Below are 14,705 nucleotides of genomic sequence, written 5' to 3'. Positions count from 1 at the left end.
TTGGCCAGGGCATTCTCGGCATCGGTGCGTTCAGGCAGCGCCTGCCGCGTGCGGAAGAAGCGCTGCCGGGGCGTGAGCAGCCGCTGCCGCTGCACAGCAACCAGCACTTCGTGAACAGCCATCCGCTGAAGGATCGCTTCGCCGGCCTGCAGCAGGTCCGTTTCGCATTGGGCTGCTTCTGGGGCGCCGAGCGCAAGTTCTGGACCGAGCCGGGCGTGTACAGCACCTCGGTGGGCTATGCCGGTGGCATCACCCCGAACCCGACCTACGAAGAGGTCTGTTCGGGCCTGACTGGCCACACCGAAGTGGTGCAGGTGGTGTTCGATCCGGCCGTGGTGAGCCTGGAGCGCCTGCTGCAGCTGTTCTGGGAAAGCCACGACCCGACCCAGGGCATGCGCCAGGGCAACGACACCGGCACCCAGTACCGTTCGGCCATCCACGCCACCGGCGAGGCGCAGTACAAGGCCGCGCTGGCCAGCCGCGAGGCCTACCAGGCGCAGCTGGATGCAGCCGGCTACGGCCCGATCACCACCGAGATCGTGTATCCGGCGCCGGCGTACTACTACGCCGAGGATTATCACCAGCAGTACCTGGCGAAGAACCCGAACGGCTACTGCGGCATTGGCGGCACCGGCGTGAGCTGCCCGATCGGCCTGGATGTGGAAGCGCCGCGCTGACGCGCGGAGGTCCGCCTGCGGCGGGCAGAAGCCAAAGCCTGGTAGAGCCGACTGCTAGTCGGCTGAAAGCCAAAGCGGCTCTGGGTTGCTGATGGCTGGGCGGGACGGGGGCGGCTGGCAGGACACGCCGTAAACCCGTCCATGGGGGCTCGATGGCGCCATCCATGGCGCCAACGGTCCTGCCAGCCGCCCCCGTTCCACCTTCGACAGTTTCCCGGTGACGGTGGGCAAGAGCATCGGGTTTCTGACGAACTGATGGAAAAGAAAAAGGACGCGGCCTTCGCCGCGTCCTTTTTGTTTGATCCTGCAGTGCTTCCTGTAGAGCCGAGCCATGCTCGGCTGCGAGCAAGCGAAGCGCGCGACCCGCTGTTGCTCTTCTTTCTTTCTTCCGTGGCGGACGGCCACCGGAAACTGTCAGAGGGCGGGCGGGTTGGGTTCGCGGGAGTGTCCGCCGCATGGATGCGGCGGCCAAGCCTCCAGGGATGGATTCACGGCGTCTCCCGCGAACCCAACCCGCCCGCCCCAGCGCGGCTTTTGCTTCATGCCTTTCGCGACCAACCGACCCGCCACGAGGGGCTCAGCCGTTGGCCGGAATCACAGTTCCGAGCGAATGCGCTCGCGCAGCGCCTGCAGATCCTTGGCAAACGCATCGATGCCGGTGGCCAGCTTCTCGGTGGCCATCGGATCGGCCGCCAGATCCGCCGCGAACTTCGCTGCGTCGATCGGGGTCACCGCCGCGCCGTCGGCGGCACCGGCCACCAGCTTGCGCGGCAGCTCGCCGTGGTCGGCGTCCAGCTTCTCCAGCAGGTCCGGCGAAATGGTCAGGCGGTCGCAGCCGGCCAGCGCTTCGATCTGCGCGGTGGAGCGGAACGAGGCGCCCATCACCACCGTCGGCGAACCGCGGCGCTTGAACTCGGCATACACGCCGCGCACGAACTTCACGCCCGGGTCTTCATCGATGGTGGCCGGGGTCTGGCCATTGGCCACGTACCAATCGAGGATGCGGCCGACGAACGGCGAGATCAGGAACGCGCCGGCTTCGCTGCAGGCCAGCGCCTGGGTCGGGTTGAAGATCAGGGTCAGGTTGCAGTCGATGCCTTCGGCCTGCAGGATGCGCGCGGCTTCCACGCCTTCCCAGGTCGCGGCGATCTTGATCAGGATCTTCTCGCGCGGCACGCCGGCATCGGCGTACATCTGGATGAACTGGCGGGCCTTGGCCACGGTGGCGGCGGTGTCGTGGGCCTGGTCGGCGTCCACTTCAGTGGACACGCGGCCCGGCACCAGCGTGCTCAGCAGCGCGCCGACGCCGATGGTCAGGCGATCGGCCACGGCGTGCACCACGGCTTCGCGGCCACCGCTCTGCTGGCGGCCCCAAGCGAGTTCGCGTTCGATCAGCTCAGCGTAGACCGGCAGGTCCAGCGCCTTCTTCACCAGGGTCGGGTTGGTGGTGCAGTCCACCGGCTGCAGGCGCTTGATGGCGTCGTAGTCACCGGTATCGGCAACGACCACGGACAGTTCGCGCAGCTGGGACAGTTTGGACGGGGTACTCATTACGGCTCCTGGTGCAGGGGGATCGAATCGCGCGCGGTGCGCAGCGGTAATCAGGGGCGGTCGTTGTGGACCGCGGTCACGCGCAGGCGCAGCTTGCGGCCGCCGGGCGCATTCCAGTCGATGCTCTGGCCGATGGCCAGGCCGAGCAGGGCACTGCCGACCGGGGCCAGCACGGACACCTTGCCCTCATCGACGTTGGCTTCGCGGGGGAAGACCAGGGTCAGGACATGCGTTTCGCCCGACACTTCATCTTCGCACTCCACGCGCGAATGCATCATGACGATGCCTTCGGGAATCTGGTCCGGTGCCAGCACAGTGGCCCGGTTGAGTTCTTCGGCAAGCGCGAGCGCGGCAGGCGTCTGGCTCAGCGCAGGGGAATCGAGCATGGCCTCCAGGCGGTCCATGTCGAAGGTGGATACAGTAATCGACGGCGGCAGGCCGCTGGCGGTGTTCATGGTGACGCTCCTTGGTTGAAAGCCATGCAAAAGGCGGCACCTGCTGGCGCCGCCTGTCTGTATTGTGGGGACAAATGCGGCCGGAATCGACTCCTGCCGATTCCAGGCCCGCGCCGCAGGGGCTCAGCCGTTCAGCACCGGGCCGGGCAGCGCGGTGGCGTCGCCCACGCCGGCATTCACCGCATCGAGGGTGAACAGTGCCTGTGGCAGGCGCTTGAACTGGTCGGCCAGTTCCATCAGGAAATCGTTCATCGCCGAGCTGCGGCGCCAGATCATCGCGATGCGGCGGCTGGGGCGGCCTTCGCCGGTGAAATCGAGCAGGCGGATGTTGTTCGAGCGCGGCACCGGCGGCTGCACCGACAGGCTGGGCAGCAGGGTGATGCCGACGTCGGCGGCCACCATCTGGCGCAGGGTTTCCAGGCTGGTGGCGCGGAACTCGGACTTCTCGTTGGCGCCGAACAGGCGGCACACTTCCAGCGCCTGGTCGCGAAGGCAATGGCCGTCTTCCAGCAGCAGCAGCTTCTGCGTGGCCAGCTCCTGCACGTCCAGATGTTCGCGGCGGGCCAGCGGGTGGCGCCCGGACACGGCCAGCAGGAACGGCTCCTCGAACAGGAATTCGGCGTGCAGCTGGTCGTCGATTACCGGCAGCGCCAGCAGTGCGGCGTCCAGCTTGCCCTCGCGCAGGCGGTCCAGCAGCACGTCGCTCTTTTCTTCGACCAGCAGCAGTTCCAGTTCGGGGAAGCGCTCGCGGATGCGCGGGATCACATGCGGCAGCAGGTACGGGCCCAGGGTCGGGAAGATCCCCAGGCGCACCGTACCGGCTTCCGGATCGCGGCTGCGCCGCGCCGCTTCCTTCAACTGTTCCACTTCGGACACGATCACCCGTGCCCGTGCGGCAGCCTCCTGGCCGGCCGGGGTCAGCATCACCTTGCGCGGTGCGCGTTCCACCAGCGGCAGGCCCAGCTCTTCTTCCAGCTTGCGGATCTGCGTGGACAGCGTGGGCTGGCTGACGAAGCAGGAAGCGGCAGCCCGGCCGAAATGCTTGTGGTCGGCCAGGGCTACCAGGTACTTCAGATCACGTAGGTTCATCCTTACACCCCAGGGGTAACGGACCGGCTGACGGCATGGTTACCCGACAGGCAGACAATGTTCCCGGTGATCTGGGAACGGTGGATCAGGCAGCTTCAGCAACGGCACCGCTGCTGTTGCTCACCGACGAGCGGATCAGATGGTCGAACGCGCTCAGTGCGGCGGTCGAGCCGGCGCCCATGGCGATGATGATCTGCTTGTAGGGCACCGTCGTGCAATCGCCAGCGGCGAACACACCCGGCAGGTTGGTCTGGCCGCGGTCGTCGATGACGACCTCGCCGCGCGGCGACAGCGCCACCACATCCTTCAGCCACTCGGTGTTGGGCAGCAGGCCGATCTGCACGAAGATGCCTTCCAGCTCGACGCGGTGGGCGTCGCCGCCGACACGGTCCTTGTAGACCAGGCCGGTGACGCGGCTGCCGTCGCCCAGCACTTCGGTGGTCTGGGCGCTGGTCAGTACGGTGACGTTGGCCAGGCTGCGCAGCTTCTTCTGCAGCACTTCATCGGCGCGCAGGCTGGAATCGAACTCCAGCAGGGTCACATGCGACACGATGCCGGCCAGGTCGATGGCCGCTTCCACGCCGGAATTGCCACCGCCGATCACCGCCACGCGCTTGCCCTTGAACAGCGGGCCATCGCAGTGCGGGCAGTAGGCCACGCCCTTGTTGCGGTACTGGTCCTCGCCCGGCACGTTCATCTGCCGCCAGCGCGCACCGGTGGACAGGATCACCGAACGCGACTTCAGCACCGCGCCGTTCTCCAGCTGCACCTGCACCAGGCCGTCTTCACCGGCCGGCACCAGCGCAGTGGCGCGCTGCAGGTTCATGATGTCCACCTCGTACTCGCGCACGTGCTGTTCCAGCGCCGTGGCCAGCTTCGGGCCTTCGGTCTCCTTCACCGAGATGAAGTTCTCGATTGCCATGGTGTCCAGCACCTGGCCACCGAAACGCTCGGCGGCGATACCGGTGCGGATGCCCTTGCGCGCGGCGTAGATCGCCGCAGCCGCGCCGGCCGGGCCACCGCCGACCACCAGCACGTCGAAGGCGTCCTTGGCGGCGATCTTCTCGGCATCGCGCTTGCCGGCGTTGGTGTCCAGCTTGGCCACGATCTGTTCCAGGGTCATGCGGCCCTGGTCGAACACTTCACCGTTGAGGTACACGGTGGGCACCGACATGATCTCGCGCTGCTCGACTTCGTCCTGGAACAGCGCGCCGTCGATGGCCACGTGCTGGATGCGCGGGTTGAGCACCGCAGCCAGGTTCAGCGCCTGCACCACGTCCGGGCAGTTCTGGCAGGACAGCGAGAAGTAGGTTTCAAAGCGGTACTCGCCCTCCAGGTTCTGCACCTGCTCGATCAGCTCGGCAGTGGCCTTGGACGGGTGGCCGCCGACCTGCAGCAGCGCCAGCACCAGCGAGGTGAACTCGTGGCCCATCGGCAGACCGGCGAAGGTCAGGTGGATGTCCTGGCCCGGGGTGCCCAGGTCGAAGGACGGCACACGGCCCTGGCCATCGCGCAGCACCTGCAGCGAGATCTTGTCCGACAGGCTTTCCAGGGTCTGCAGCAGCTCCAGCATTTCCTGCGACTTGGCGCCGTCGTCGGCGTGCGCGGTGATCTGGATCGGGCGGGTCACGCGCTCCAGATAGGTCTTCAGCTGCGACTGCAGGTTGGCGTCCAACATCGGGTCTTCTCCTGGCTTCAGGCAAACAGGGGGCGTGGCACCGCTATAGAAGGTAGCGGACCAGCAGGGGGTAGGGGTGAACCCAAGACAGCGACCGTGGAAGGGGGCTGGCTGGCCAAGGCTGGCGCGCGTTGGCTGTCTTGGGTTCACCCCCACGCCGGCGGGGGGACCGGCACGGGGATGAAGGGCGCGCGGTGGCGTGGGGCCACCGCAGGCCGGTACTGCTTTAGATCTTGCCGACCAGGTCCAGCGACGGGGTCAGGGTCTTCTCGCCTTCCTTCCACTTGGCCGGGCACACCTGGTTCGGGTTGGCGGCGGTGAACTGGGCGGCCTTCAGCTTGCGCAGGGTCTCGGCGACGTCACGGGCGATCTCGTTGGAGTGGATCTCCTGGGTCTTGATCACGCCTTCCGGGTTGATGATGAAGGTGCCGCGCAGGGCCAGGCCTTCTTCCTCAATGTGCACGCCGAAGGCGCGGGTCAGCTTGTGGGTCGGGTCGCCGACCAGCGGGAACTGGGCCTTGCCGACGGCCGGCGAGGTTTCGTGCCACACCTTGTGCGAGAAGTGGGTGTCGGTGGTGACGATGTAGACCTCGGCGCCGGCCTTCTTGAACTCGGCGTAATGGTCGGCGGCGTCTTCGATCTCGGTCGGGCAATTGAAGGTGAAGGCGGCCGGCATGAAGATCAGGACGGACCACTGGCCCTTCAGGCTGTTGTCGGAAACCTTGATGAACTCGCCGTTGTGGTAGGCATTGGCTTCGAACGACTGGATCGGAGTGTTGATCAGGGACATCGTTTTTCCTCTGGATGAAGGGGAGTGGGTGAATCGACAGGAGCTAGGTTACCGATTCAATTGCGATAAGAACAATCCATTGATTGCATCTATTTGATAGATGCAGACTATCAGAATGCGATGAGCAGCTACTGAACCTTGCCGCTCATATCCTGCAACTGGCTGTATGACAAGGAAAATCTTCCCCGGCAGGTGAACGCGGCCGATAGCCCGTCCTTATCCCGTTCGCCAGAACCTGAACAGATTCCGCTGTTGTAGAGCCGAGCCTACGCTCGGCTGTTCCAGAAGCGGCCGAGCATGGGCTCGGCTCTACAATTGCGGCATGTCTGTCAAAACCGAACCCACCCTGCGCCAGGTCGTGGCCGAGGCCAGTGCCCGCCTGGGCGGCATCGAGGCCCGCCACGAGGCCGAACTGCTGCTGCTGCATGTGCTGGACCGCCCGCGCAGCTGGCTGTTCGCGCACGCCACCGACCCGCTGCCCTCCGCCGACCAGGCCGCCTTCGAAGCCCTGCTGGCACGCCGTGCGGCCGGCGAGCCGGTGGCCTACCTGACCGGCCGCCGCGGCTTCTGGACGCTGGACCTGGAAGTCGACCCGGCCACGTTGATCCCGCGCCCGGAAACCGAGCTGCTGGTGGAACTGGCGCTGGACCGCCTGCCACTGGACCGCGCGCTGCAGCTGGCCGACCTCGGCACCGGCAGCGGCGCGATCGCGTTGGCGCTGGCCAGCGAACGGCCGCAGGCGCAGGTGCTGGCCACCGATGCCAGCCCCGGTGCGCTGGCTGTCGCTGCGCGCAACGCGGCGCGCCATGAACTGCACAACGTGCGCTTGGCCGAGGGCGCGCACGATTGGTATGCGCCGCTGCAGGGCGCGCGCTTTGATCTGATTGCCAGCAACCCGCCGTACATCGCCAGCGACGATCCGCACCTGGAACAGGGCGACCTGCGCTTCGAACCGGCCACCGCGCTGGCCTCGGGCCCGGATGGCCTGGATGACATCCGCCGCATCGTCGACGGTGGCCCGGCGCATCTGTTGCCCGGTGGCTGGCTGCTGATCGAACACGGCTGGGACCAGGGCGAGGCGATCCGCGCGCTGTTCGACGCCGCCGGTTTCACCGACGTGCAGACCGTGCAGGACCTGGAGCAGCGCGACCGCATCACCCTGGGCCGGCGACCGGCCTAGAATGGAGGTTCTCCTGCCCCGGCAGGGCATCACCCTGGAGCTGCAAGCATGCGTACGCTGTACCCCGCCATCACCCCCTACGACGTCGGCACCCTGAAGGTCGACGACCGCCACACGCTGTACTTCGAACAGTGCGGCAACCCGGACGGCAAGCCGGTGGTGATGCTGCACGGTGGCCCGGGCGGCGGCTGCAGCGACAAGATGCGCCAGTTCCACGACCCGTCCAAGTACCGCATCATCCTGTTCGACCAGCGTGGTGCCGGCCGTTCCACCCCGCACGCCGACCTGGTGGACAACACCACCTGGGACCTCGTTGCCGATATCGAAAAGCTGCGCGAGCACCTGAACGTCGATCGCTGGCAGGTGTTCGGCGGCAGCTGGGGCTCGACCCTGGCCCTTGCCTATGCCGAAACGCACCCGCAGCGCGTGACCGAACTGGTGCTGCGCGGCATCTTCATGCTGCGCCGCTGGGAACTGGAATGGTTCTACCAGGAAGGTGCCAACCGCCTGTTCCCGGATGCGTGGGAGCATTACCTCAAGCCGATTCCGTCGGTGGAGCGTCACGACCTGATCTCGGCCTTCCACCGCCGCCTGACCAGCGACGACGAAACCACGCGCCTGGAAGCGGCCAAGGCGTGGGCGGTGTGGGAAGGCGCGACCAGCTTCCTGCACGTGGACGATGACTTCATCAACAGCCACGAAGACCCGCATTTCGCACTGGCGTTCGCCCGCATCGAGAACCACTACTTCGTCAACGGCGGCTTCTTCGAGGTGGAAGACCAGTTGCTGCGCGACGCGCACCGCATCGCCGACATCCCGGGAGTGATCGTGCACGGCCGCTACGATGTGGTCTGCCCGCTGGCCAATGCCTGGGACCTGACCAAGGTGTGGCCGAAGGCCAAGCTGGAAATCACCCCGGCCTCGGGCCACTCGGCGTTCGAAGCGGAGAACGTGGACGCGCTGGTACGCGCCACCGATAGCTTCGCCTGAGCGTTGGCATTGCGTTGACGGCCAGATCCAACGCAGCTCGGTAGTGCCGGCCGCTGGCCGGCAACCCGGAAATGGTTGGATCGGCAAAGACGCCGGCCAGTGGCCGGCGCTACCACTCCCCGGCCAACAACGCGTCGGCCAGCACCTGCAGTTTTGGCGAGTGCTGACGCGACGGCGGGTAGATCAGCGACAGTGCGCGGCTGCGGCCTTCGAACGGCTGCAGCACGCGCTGCAGGCGGCCATCGGCCAGTGCGTCGGCCACGGCGAAATCCATGACCTGCACGATGCCGATACCGGCGATCGCCGCTTCCACCAGCGGGTCACCGCTGTCGAACACCATCCGCGTCGGCGGCGTGAACTCGTACAGCTGGCCCTGCTGCAGGAACTGCCATTCGACCACACGGCCACTGCGCAGGTTGCGCACGGCCAGGCACGCATGGTGATGCAGATCCTCGACAACGGCCGGCGTGCCGCAGCGGGCCAGGTAGTCCGGGCTGGCCACGGTCACCCAACGCAGGGGCCGCAGCGCGCGCGCGACGATGCGCTGGTCGGCGATCACGCCGGTGCGCAGCGCGGCATCAAACCCTTCCTCGACCAGATCGACCAGGCGATCGCTGAGCACGGCTTCCACCTGCAGCTGCGGATGCCGTTCCAGCAATGGTGCCAGCAGCGGCACCAGCACCTTGCGCCCGAACATCGAGGGCGCGCTGATCTTCAGCGTGCCCGAGGGCGTGCAGGGGCGGTCGGCCAACTGGCGCTCGGCATCTTCGAAGCCGCACAGCAGCGGTGCGACCTGATCGACGAACTGGCGGCCATCCGGGGTCAACGCCACGTTGCGGGTGTTCCGCTGCAGCAGTTTCACCCCCAGCGTGGCCTCCAGCCGGCTGATCGCGCGCGACAGGCCGGATTGGCTCAGGCCCAGCTGGCCGGCCGCCACGGTGAAGCTGCGCGCTTCGGCCACCTGCACCAGCATGCGCACGGCATTGAGGTCCATCGCGGTTCCATTCATGCGGAAAATCATGACAGATATGGCTGTGCGGGGGTTTATTGATTGTGCTGCATCAATGAGACTGCGCTCCCCCCTTGCTCCAGACCACCGATGCCTCCCCTCAAACATCCCCGCGCGGCGCTGGCCCTGCTGGCCACTGCCCAGCTGATCATCGCCCTGGACGCCACCATCATCTTCGTCGCCCTGCACGACATGGGGCGCGCGTTGCAGATCAATGCGCAGCAGCTGCAATGGGTGGTCAGCGCCTACACCGTGGCCTTTGGTGGCAGCCTGCTGCTGGGCGGACGTGCCGCCGACCTGATCGGTCGCCGTCGCTTCTACCGGCTGGGCATGCTGCTGTTCGCGCTGGCCTCGCTGCTCGGTGCGCTGGCGCCCAATGCCACCCTGCTGATCATCGCGCGCGCGGCACAGGGTGTCGGCGCCGCGCTGCTGTTCCCGGCCACGCTGGCGCTGATCAACACGCTGTATGCCGAAGGCCCGGTGCGCAACCGCGCGCTGGCGATCTGGAGCATGGCCAGCGCGGTCGGGCTGGCGCTGGGCACGCTGCTGGGCGGGGTGCTGACCCAGGCCTTCGGCTGGCCGGCGGTGCTGGCGGTGATCGTGCCCTTGGCCACGGCCTGCGCTGTTGCCGCCGGTGTGTGGTTGCCGGCCGACGGTCCGCACGTGCGCGGCCGCTCCTTCGACCTGGCCGGGTGCCTCACCGTCACCGCCGGCGGCAGCCTGCTGGTCACCACCCTGGTGCAGGGGCCGGAGTGGGGCTGGACGGCGCCGGCGACGGTGATCTGCCTGCTGCTTTCAGCGGTACTACTGACGGTGTTCGTGCAGATCGAGAAGCGCTGCCGCGACCCGCTCATGCAGTTCGCGCTGTTGCGCCTGCCCGGCCTGCGCGCGGCACTCGGCCTCACCTTTGCGTTCATGAGCAGCTACGGCGTGCAGTACTACTTCCTGGCGCTGTACTTCCAGGATGGTTACGGCTGGAGCCCGCTGCAGGCTGGCCTGGCGTTCCTGCTGCCCACCTTGGTGTGCACCTTCGGCATCCGCATTGCCGAACGCATGCTGCATCGCAGTTCCGCGCGCCATGTACTGGCCTGGGGTTTCGCGGCCGGTGCCGTGGGCATCGCAGGCGTGGCGCTGGCGTTGCCGCATGGCGCCAGCTACTGGGCGCTGCTGCCGGGCATCGTGATCCTCAGCGTGGGACAGGGCATGAGCTGGACGGCGATGTGGATCGTGGCCGGACAAGGCGTGCCGGGGCCGCAGCAGGGGGTCGCGTCCGGCATGGCGGCCACCGCCCAGCAGATCGGCGGCGCGTTGGGGCTGGCGGTGCTGGTGATGGTGGCCAACGCCGCGCGCGGCTCGCAGGCGGCGACCAGCCCCGACGCCCTGCAGGGCATGGTCAATGCCCAGTACGGTGCCGCGCTGTTTGCCGCGCTCGGCGTGGTCATCGCGCTGGGCCTGCGCCCGGCGCCGGTAGACTCGGCTGCGACTACCTGCCTGAGCAACGAAGCATGATCGAGCTGCTGGACCTGCAACAGACCCTGCACGCCTTCGCAGCCTGCAACGATGATGATGAGGTGCACGGCTCCTTCGGTTGGGTGCACGCCACCGATGACGACCTGCTGCAGGCGCGCTTCTGGTTGCCACCCGATGAGGATGCCGCATTCGATGAGGACAGCGAGGTTCCGGCTGAAGCGCGCGCGCTGGGCCTGGGCACGTTCCTGGAACCTGCGACGTTTGCGGACGTGCTCGACGTGCAGAAGCGGCAGCGCCCGTTGTCTTCGCTGCGGGACTACGCGCAGGCGCTGGCGTACTACGCCGAGTACGACGCCTTCCAGCAGGTCGAATGCATCGATGAGGCCCTGGGCGAAGCGGAAGTTGCGGAACAGGCGGCTGCGCGCGAGGCGGGTGTGGGCACAGGCATCTTCGCGTCCTTCGATATGGCATTGAACGCGTGCCCGGAGGCGCAGATCAAAGCGGCGGCGCAGCGCGTGGCGCGCCTGCTGGAGATTCCGGTGGGCGATGCATTGGCGCGTTGCCGCGCGTTGCCGCTACTGCTGGGTGAAGCGCTGGATCGCAACCGCGCGCAGGACATCAAGGATCAGTTCGAAGGGCTCGGCGCGACCGTGCAGGTGCACGGCTTCAAGCCGTTCCCGTGGATGGATGCGCCGATGCTGCGGTAGTGCCGGCCGCTGGCCGGCAACTGCAATGATCCAATTACCCTGAGGTTGCCGGCCGGCGGCCGGCACTACCGATACGGGATGGATCCACGCGCGTTCAACCGAACGCCAGCAACTGCGGCTGCAATGCGCTGAAGATCCGCGCCAACCGCTCCGCCCACGCCTGCTGCCCGGCCACGTCGGCAATCAGGTCCTGCCGGATCTCCAGCTCCACGTGCACCAGGCCACGGCCTTCGCCATGCACGGGCACCGCGTAGTCGCTGGTGCTGCTGACCGAATACGGCTCATTGTCACCCACCACCAGGTCGCCCTCGTCGCGCAGTGCCTGCAGCAGCGCATGGGCAAAACGCGTGTCCTGGTGGTACAGCACGCCGGCATGCCACGGCCGCTGCACGCCGCTCATGGCCGGGGTGAAGCTGTGCATCATCACCAGCAGCGTGGGGCGGCCTGCATCACGGCGTGCATCAAGCTCGGCGTCGATGCGCGCGTGGTAGGGCGCGTGGATCGCTTCGATGCGTTGTTGCCGCTGCGCTGCCGACAGCCCGGCATTGCCTGGCACCACGGTGTGGTCGCTCACTTCCGGAATCAGCGTTGGCGACGCCAGCGGGCGGTTGCAGTCGATCAGCAGCCGCGAATAGGTCTGTTCGATCGCCCAGGCATCGAGCCGTTCGGCCAGCGCGCGGGTGGTGCCGGCAATGCCGATGTCCCAGCCGATATGGCGGTCCCGTTCGGCCTGCGGCAGACCGAGGCCTGTGAGGGCACGCGGCACCTGCTGGCCGGCATGGTCGGCCAGCAGCAGGAACGGTGAGGCGCCCTGCGCCCGGTGGATCGAATAGATCGCCGGGTCGTCGGCGCCCAGCAGCGCCGGCAGCGCATGCAGATCGGCGTCAGCCACGCGGGCGGCCGTCCAGATGGTGCTCGATCATCCACAGCCCGGCCCACAGCTTGGCGTCCAGCGCGTAGCCTTCGCCCATCTTCTGCACCAGCCAGGCCGCGGCCTGGTTGCGCGGAATCTCGTGCACGGTGATGTCCTCGCTGTCATCGCCGCCGCCTTGGCCGATCCGGCGCAGGCCGGTGGCGCGCACGAAGGCGATCTGCTCGCTGCTGGCACCGGATGAGGTCGGCCCGATCATCAGCACTTCGGCGTCCGCGGCGGTCCAGCCGGTTTCTTCTTCCAGTTCGCGCACAGCCGAGACTTCGATGGATTCGCCAGCATCGACGTCACCGACCAGTCCGGCCGGCATCTCGATGGTCGGTGCCTGCAGCGGCACGCGGAACTGTTCGACGAACAGCACCTTGTCCTCGGGCGTGACGGCGATGATGATCGCCGCCAGGCCACCGGCATGGGTGCGTTCGCTGTATTCCCAGGTGCCGCGCACGACCATGCGCTGGTACTTGCCTTCGTAGACCACTCGCGGTGCTTCGGTGTTGCGCTGGCTCATGCGGGCTCGCCGGAATTGGAGAAAGAGGGAGTGGGAAGGGGGTCTGCCACCCCGGCAGCATCGAACAGCCGGCGGCGGGTCATCGGGCCGAAGCGCAGGGTCTGGCAGAGGCCGTCCAGCAGCTCGGGGTCGGCCGGCTGGCGCGGCATGCCGCTCTGGCAGCCCTCCAGCGGCGCGTCCAGCGCGATGGTGGTCAGCTGGCGCCAGAGCTGGGCATGCTCGCGCTGTTCACGCAGCCGCACCGCCATCTGTGCCGCACCGCGCAGGCGCAGGAACGGCACTTCATCGATACGGTCAAACAGGGCATCCATGCTGCCGAAGTGGGCCAGCAGCACCGCCGCCGATTTGGCGCCCACGCCGCTGACACCGGGAATGTTGTCCACCGCATCGCCACACAGCGCCAGGTAGTCGGCGATCTGGTGCGCGTGCACGCCGTGGCGGGCCTTGACCCCGGCCACATCCCAGCGCTGGTTGCGTGCGTAGTCCCATTGTTCGTCGCGGTCGAGCAGCAGCTGCGACAGATCCTTGTCGGCGGAAATGATCACCCCGCGATGGCTGCCACGGTGCCGGTGCAGGGCGCTGCCGATCAGGTCGTCGGCCTCGAAATCATGATGGGCCAGCACCGCCAGCCCCAGCGCCGCACACAGGGCCTTGCAGTGTACGAACTGTCGCTTGAGCGCCTCCGGCGCCGGATCGCGGTTGGCCTTGTAGGCCGGGTACAGGCGATGACGGAAGCCGCTGTCCAGCGCTTCGTCGAAGGCGATGGCGATATGCCGTGGCCGCTCGCGCTCCAGCAGGTCCAGCAGGAAGCGGGCAAAGCCATGCACCGCGTTGGTCGGCCAGCCCTGGCTGTCCTGAAACTGGTCGGGTAGCGAATGCCAGGCACGGAACACGTAGATGCTGGCATCGACCAGATACAGCGGCGGTGCGGGCTGGGCGCTCACCGCGCTCACGGTGCGGTCCATTCCTGCAGCAGCGTGGCCGGATCGGGGCGCTCGCGCTCGGGCACCGCGGCCTTGGGCGTGCCGATGTGGATGAAGCCGGCGATGCGCTCGCCTTCGGCCAGGCCCAGATGCGCCTGCACGGCCGGGTCGAACGCCATCCACGCGGTCAGCCACTGCGCGCCGAAGCCCAGCGCCTGCGCGGCCTGCAGCAGGGCAAAGCAGACGCAGCCGGCGGTCATCAGCTGTTCCTGCTCGGGCACCTTGGGATCCGGGCGCGGGCTGGCCACCACCACGATCACCAGCGGCGCATGGCTGAAACGCTGGCGGTCCTTCTCGAAGACCGCATCGCCGGCCTGCGGGTCGCGCTGGCGGCTGCGCTCGGCCAGGAAGTCGCCCAGAGTGTGACGCGCATCGCCGGCGATTTTCAGGAAGCGGAACGGCACGCGCTTGCCGTGGTCAGGCACGCGTACCGCCGAGGCCAGCATCCGCTGCAGGGTGGCCGGGTCCGGCCCGGGTTCGCCCAGTTGCCGCGAGGGCACCGAGCGGCGGGCATCCAGGGCGAGCAGGGCGGCGGGGTCGGGCATGGTGTCTGAACCGGTCATCACGGGCGTTTGATTATAGTCGGGGCGGTCAATGACGCCGTCTGTGTCGCGTCTGCACCCTGAATATCAAACTGTGATGAACATCATGCCACTGGCGGGAAACGGACGACCGCTTCCCCTCGCC

At 67.4% G+C, this 14,705-nt stretch carries 15 protein-coding genes; 5 read left to right on the top strand and 10 right to left on the bottom strand.

The window, feature by feature from the left end; translation table 11 throughout:
- The first annotated feature begins 11 nt into the window (after window positions 1-11).
- Window positions 12-677, top strand: a complete 666-nt coding sequence (gene msrA, locus LZ605_RS12070; protein ID WP_249844905.1) for a peptide-methionine (S)-S-oxide reductase MsrA — start codon at window positions 12-14, stop codon at window positions 675-677.
- 594 nt (window positions 678-1,271) lie between these two features.
- Here the strand turns inward: msrA and LZ605_RS12065 are convergent.
- The 5 genes from LZ605_RS12065 to ahpC all read right to left on the bottom strand — a co-directional run bounded on the left by LZ605_RS12065 (window position 1,272) and on the right by ahpC (window position 6,240).
- Window positions 1,272-2,228, bottom strand: coding sequence for a transaldolase (locus LZ605_RS12065; RefSeq protein WP_249841862.1), 957 nt, complete (start codon window positions 2,226-2,228; stop codon window positions 1,272-1,274).
- Window positions 2,229-2,278: 50 nt separating this feature from the next.
- On the bottom strand, window positions 2,279-2,683 hold the full coding sequence (gene rnk, locus LZ605_RS12060) for a nucleoside diphosphate kinase regulator (RefSeq protein ID WP_079220704.1): 405 nt from the start codon (window positions 2,681-2,683) through the stop codon (window positions 2,279-2,281).
- Between the two features lie 123 nt (window positions 2,684-2,806).
- Entirely contained in the window at window positions 2,807-3,772 is a 966-nt protein-coding gene (locus LZ605_RS12055; RefSeq protein ID WP_107229918.1) for a LysR substrate-binding domain-containing protein, read from the bottom strand.
- 85 nt (window positions 3,773-3,857) lie between these two features.
- Window positions 3,858-5,450: an alkyl hydroperoxide reductase subunit F gene (gene ahpF, locus LZ605_RS12050; RefSeq protein WP_249841861.1), complete on the bottom strand. Its 1,593-nt coding sequence runs from the start codon at window positions 5,448-5,450 to the stop codon at window positions 3,858-3,860.
- Between the two features lie 226 nt (window positions 5,451-5,676).
- Entirely contained in the window at window positions 5,677-6,240 is a 564-nt protein-coding gene (gene ahpC / locus LZ605_RS12045; RefSeq protein WP_107229920.1) for an alkyl hydroperoxide reductase subunit C, read from the bottom strand.
- Between the two features lie 322 nt (window positions 6,241-6,562).
- On the opposite strand from ahpC, the gene prmC reads away from it, so the two are divergent.
- Together prmC and pip are read left to right on the top strand one after the other, a co-directional pair.
- Entirely contained in the window at window positions 6,563-7,420 is an 858-nt protein-coding gene (gene prmC, locus LZ605_RS12040) for a peptide chain release factor N(5)-glutamine methyltransferase (protein ID WP_249841860.1), read from the top strand.
- Between the two features lie 48 nt (window positions 7,421-7,468).
- On the top strand, window positions 7,469-8,410 hold the full coding sequence (gene pip / locus LZ605_RS12035; RefSeq protein WP_249841859.1) for a prolyl aminopeptidase: 942 nt from the start codon (window positions 7,469-7,471) through the stop codon (window positions 8,408-8,410).
- 109 nt (window positions 8,411-8,519) lie between these two features.
- Here pip and LZ605_RS12030 read toward each other — a convergent pair whose 3' ends face one another.
- A complete protein-coding gene (locus LZ605_RS12030; protein WP_249844904.1) occupies window positions 8,520-9,404 on the bottom strand; it encodes a LysR family transcriptional regulator in 885 nt (294 codons plus the stop codon).
- Window positions 9,405-9,509: 105 nt separating this feature from the next.
- On the opposite strand from LZ605_RS12030, the gene LZ605_RS12025 reads away from it, so the two are divergent.
- The gene (locus LZ605_RS12025; RefSeq protein WP_249841858.1) at window positions 9,510-10,928 is read left to right on the top strand and encodes an MFS transporter; all 1,419 of its coding nucleotides are present in this window, start codon (window positions 9,510-9,512) and stop codon (window positions 10,926-10,928) included.
- Window positions 10,925-11,596, top strand: coding sequence for a DUF7716 domain-containing protein (locus LZ605_RS12020; protein WP_249841857.1), 672 nt, complete (start codon window positions 10,925-10,927; stop codon window positions 11,594-11,596). The genes LZ605_RS12025 and LZ605_RS12020 overlap by 4 nt, the downstream gene beginning before the upstream one ends.
- A gap of 94 nt (window positions 11,597-11,690) precedes the next feature.
- Here LZ605_RS12020 and LZ605_RS12015 read toward each other — a convergent pair whose 3' ends face one another.
- Genes LZ605_RS12015 through LZ605_RS12000 form a run of 4 tightly spaced genes read right to left on the bottom strand, consistent with a single transcriptional unit; the run spans window position 11,691 to window position 14,563 of the window.
- Window positions 11,691-12,488 carry an N-formylglutamate amidohydrolase gene (locus LZ605_RS12015; protein ID WP_249841856.1) on the bottom strand — a complete coding sequence of 266 codons (798 nt, stop codon included), beginning with the start codon at window positions 12,486-12,488 and terminating at the stop codon, window positions 11,691-11,693.
- Window positions 12,481-13,035 carry an NUDIX hydrolase gene (locus LZ605_RS12010; RefSeq protein ID WP_249841855.1) on the bottom strand — a complete coding sequence of 185 codons (555 nt, stop codon included), beginning with the start codon at window positions 13,033-13,035 and terminating at the stop codon, window positions 12,481-12,483. The genes LZ605_RS12015 and LZ605_RS12010 overlap by 8 nt, the downstream gene beginning before the upstream one ends.
- Window positions 13,032-14,000, bottom strand: coding sequence for a 5'-3' exonuclease (locus LZ605_RS12005; RefSeq protein WP_249841854.1), 969 nt, complete (start codon window positions 13,998-14,000; stop codon window positions 13,032-13,034). The genes LZ605_RS12010 and LZ605_RS12005 overlap by 4 nt, the downstream gene beginning before the upstream one ends.
- The gene (locus tag LZ605_RS12000) at window positions 13,985-14,563 is read right to left on the bottom strand and encodes a nitroreductase family protein (protein WP_107230412.1); all 579 of its coding nucleotides are present in this window, start codon (window positions 14,561-14,563) and stop codon (window positions 13,985-13,987) included. Before LZ605_RS12000 ends, LZ605_RS12005 begins: the two co-directional genes overlap by 16 nt.
- Between the last annotated feature and the right edge of the window lie 142 nt (window positions 14,564-14,705).

The organism is Stenotrophomonas maltophilia, from assembly GCF_023518235.1.
In the GTDB taxonomy this organism is placed as follows: Bacteria; Pseudomonadota; Gammaproteobacteria; order Xanthomonadales; family Xanthomonadaceae; genus Stenotrophomonas.
The sequence above is the reverse complement of the archived record's forward strand: the minus strand, read 5'-3'. Positions and strand labels throughout refer to the sequence as shown.

Bases quoted from the DNA above. Each gene is read 5' to 3' on its own strand.
- LZ605_RS12020 (WP_249841857.1), top strand. From the start codon at position 10,925: ATGATCGAGCTGCTGGACCTGCAACAGACCCTGCACGCCTTCGCAGCC.
- ahpC (WP_107229920.1), bottom strand. From the start codon at position 6,240: ATGTCCCTGATCAACACTCCGATCCAGTCGTTCGAAGCCAATGCCTAC.
- LZ605_RS12005 (WP_249841854.1), bottom strand. From the start codon at position 14,000: ATGGACCGCACCGTGAGCGCGGTGAGCGCCCAGCCCGCACCGCCGCTG.
- LZ605_RS12055 (WP_107229918.1), bottom strand. From the start codon at position 3,772: ATGAACCTACGTGATCTGAAGTACCTGGTAGCCCTGGCCGACCACAAG.
- LZ605_RS12010 (WP_249841855.1), bottom strand. From the start codon at position 13,035: ATGAGCCAGCGCAACACCGAAGCACCGCGAGTGGTCTACGAAGGCAAG.
- prmC (WP_249841860.1), top strand. From the start codon at position 6,563: ATGTCTGTCAAAACCGAACCCACCCTGCGCCAGGTCGTGGCCGAGGCC.
- LZ605_RS12025 (WP_249841858.1), top strand. From the start codon at position 9,510: ATGCCTCCCCTCAAACATCCCCGCGCGGCGCTGGCCCTGCTGGCCACT.
- LZ605_RS12000 (WP_107230412.1), bottom strand. From the start codon at position 14,563: ATGCCCGACCCCGCCGCCCTGCTCGCCCTGGATGCCCGCCGCTCGGTG.
- ahpF (WP_249841861.1), bottom strand. From the start codon at position 5,450: ATGTTGGACGCCAACCTGCAGTCGCAGCTGAAGACCTATCTGGAGCGC.
- LZ605_RS12030 (WP_249844904.1), bottom strand. From the start codon at position 9,404: ATGGACCTCAATGCCGTGCGCATGCTGGTGCAGGTGGCCGAAGCGCGC.
- LZ605_RS12065 (WP_249841862.1), bottom strand. From the start codon at position 2,228: ATGAGTACCCCGTCCAAACTGTCCCAGCTGCGCGAACTGTCCGTGGTC.
- pip (WP_249841859.1), top strand. From the start codon at position 7,469: ATGCGTACGCTGTACCCCGCCATCACCCCCTACGACGTCGGCACCCTG.
- rnk (WP_079220704.1), bottom strand. From the start codon at position 2,683: ATGAACACCGCCAGCGGCCTGCCGCCGTCGATTACTGTATCCACCTTC.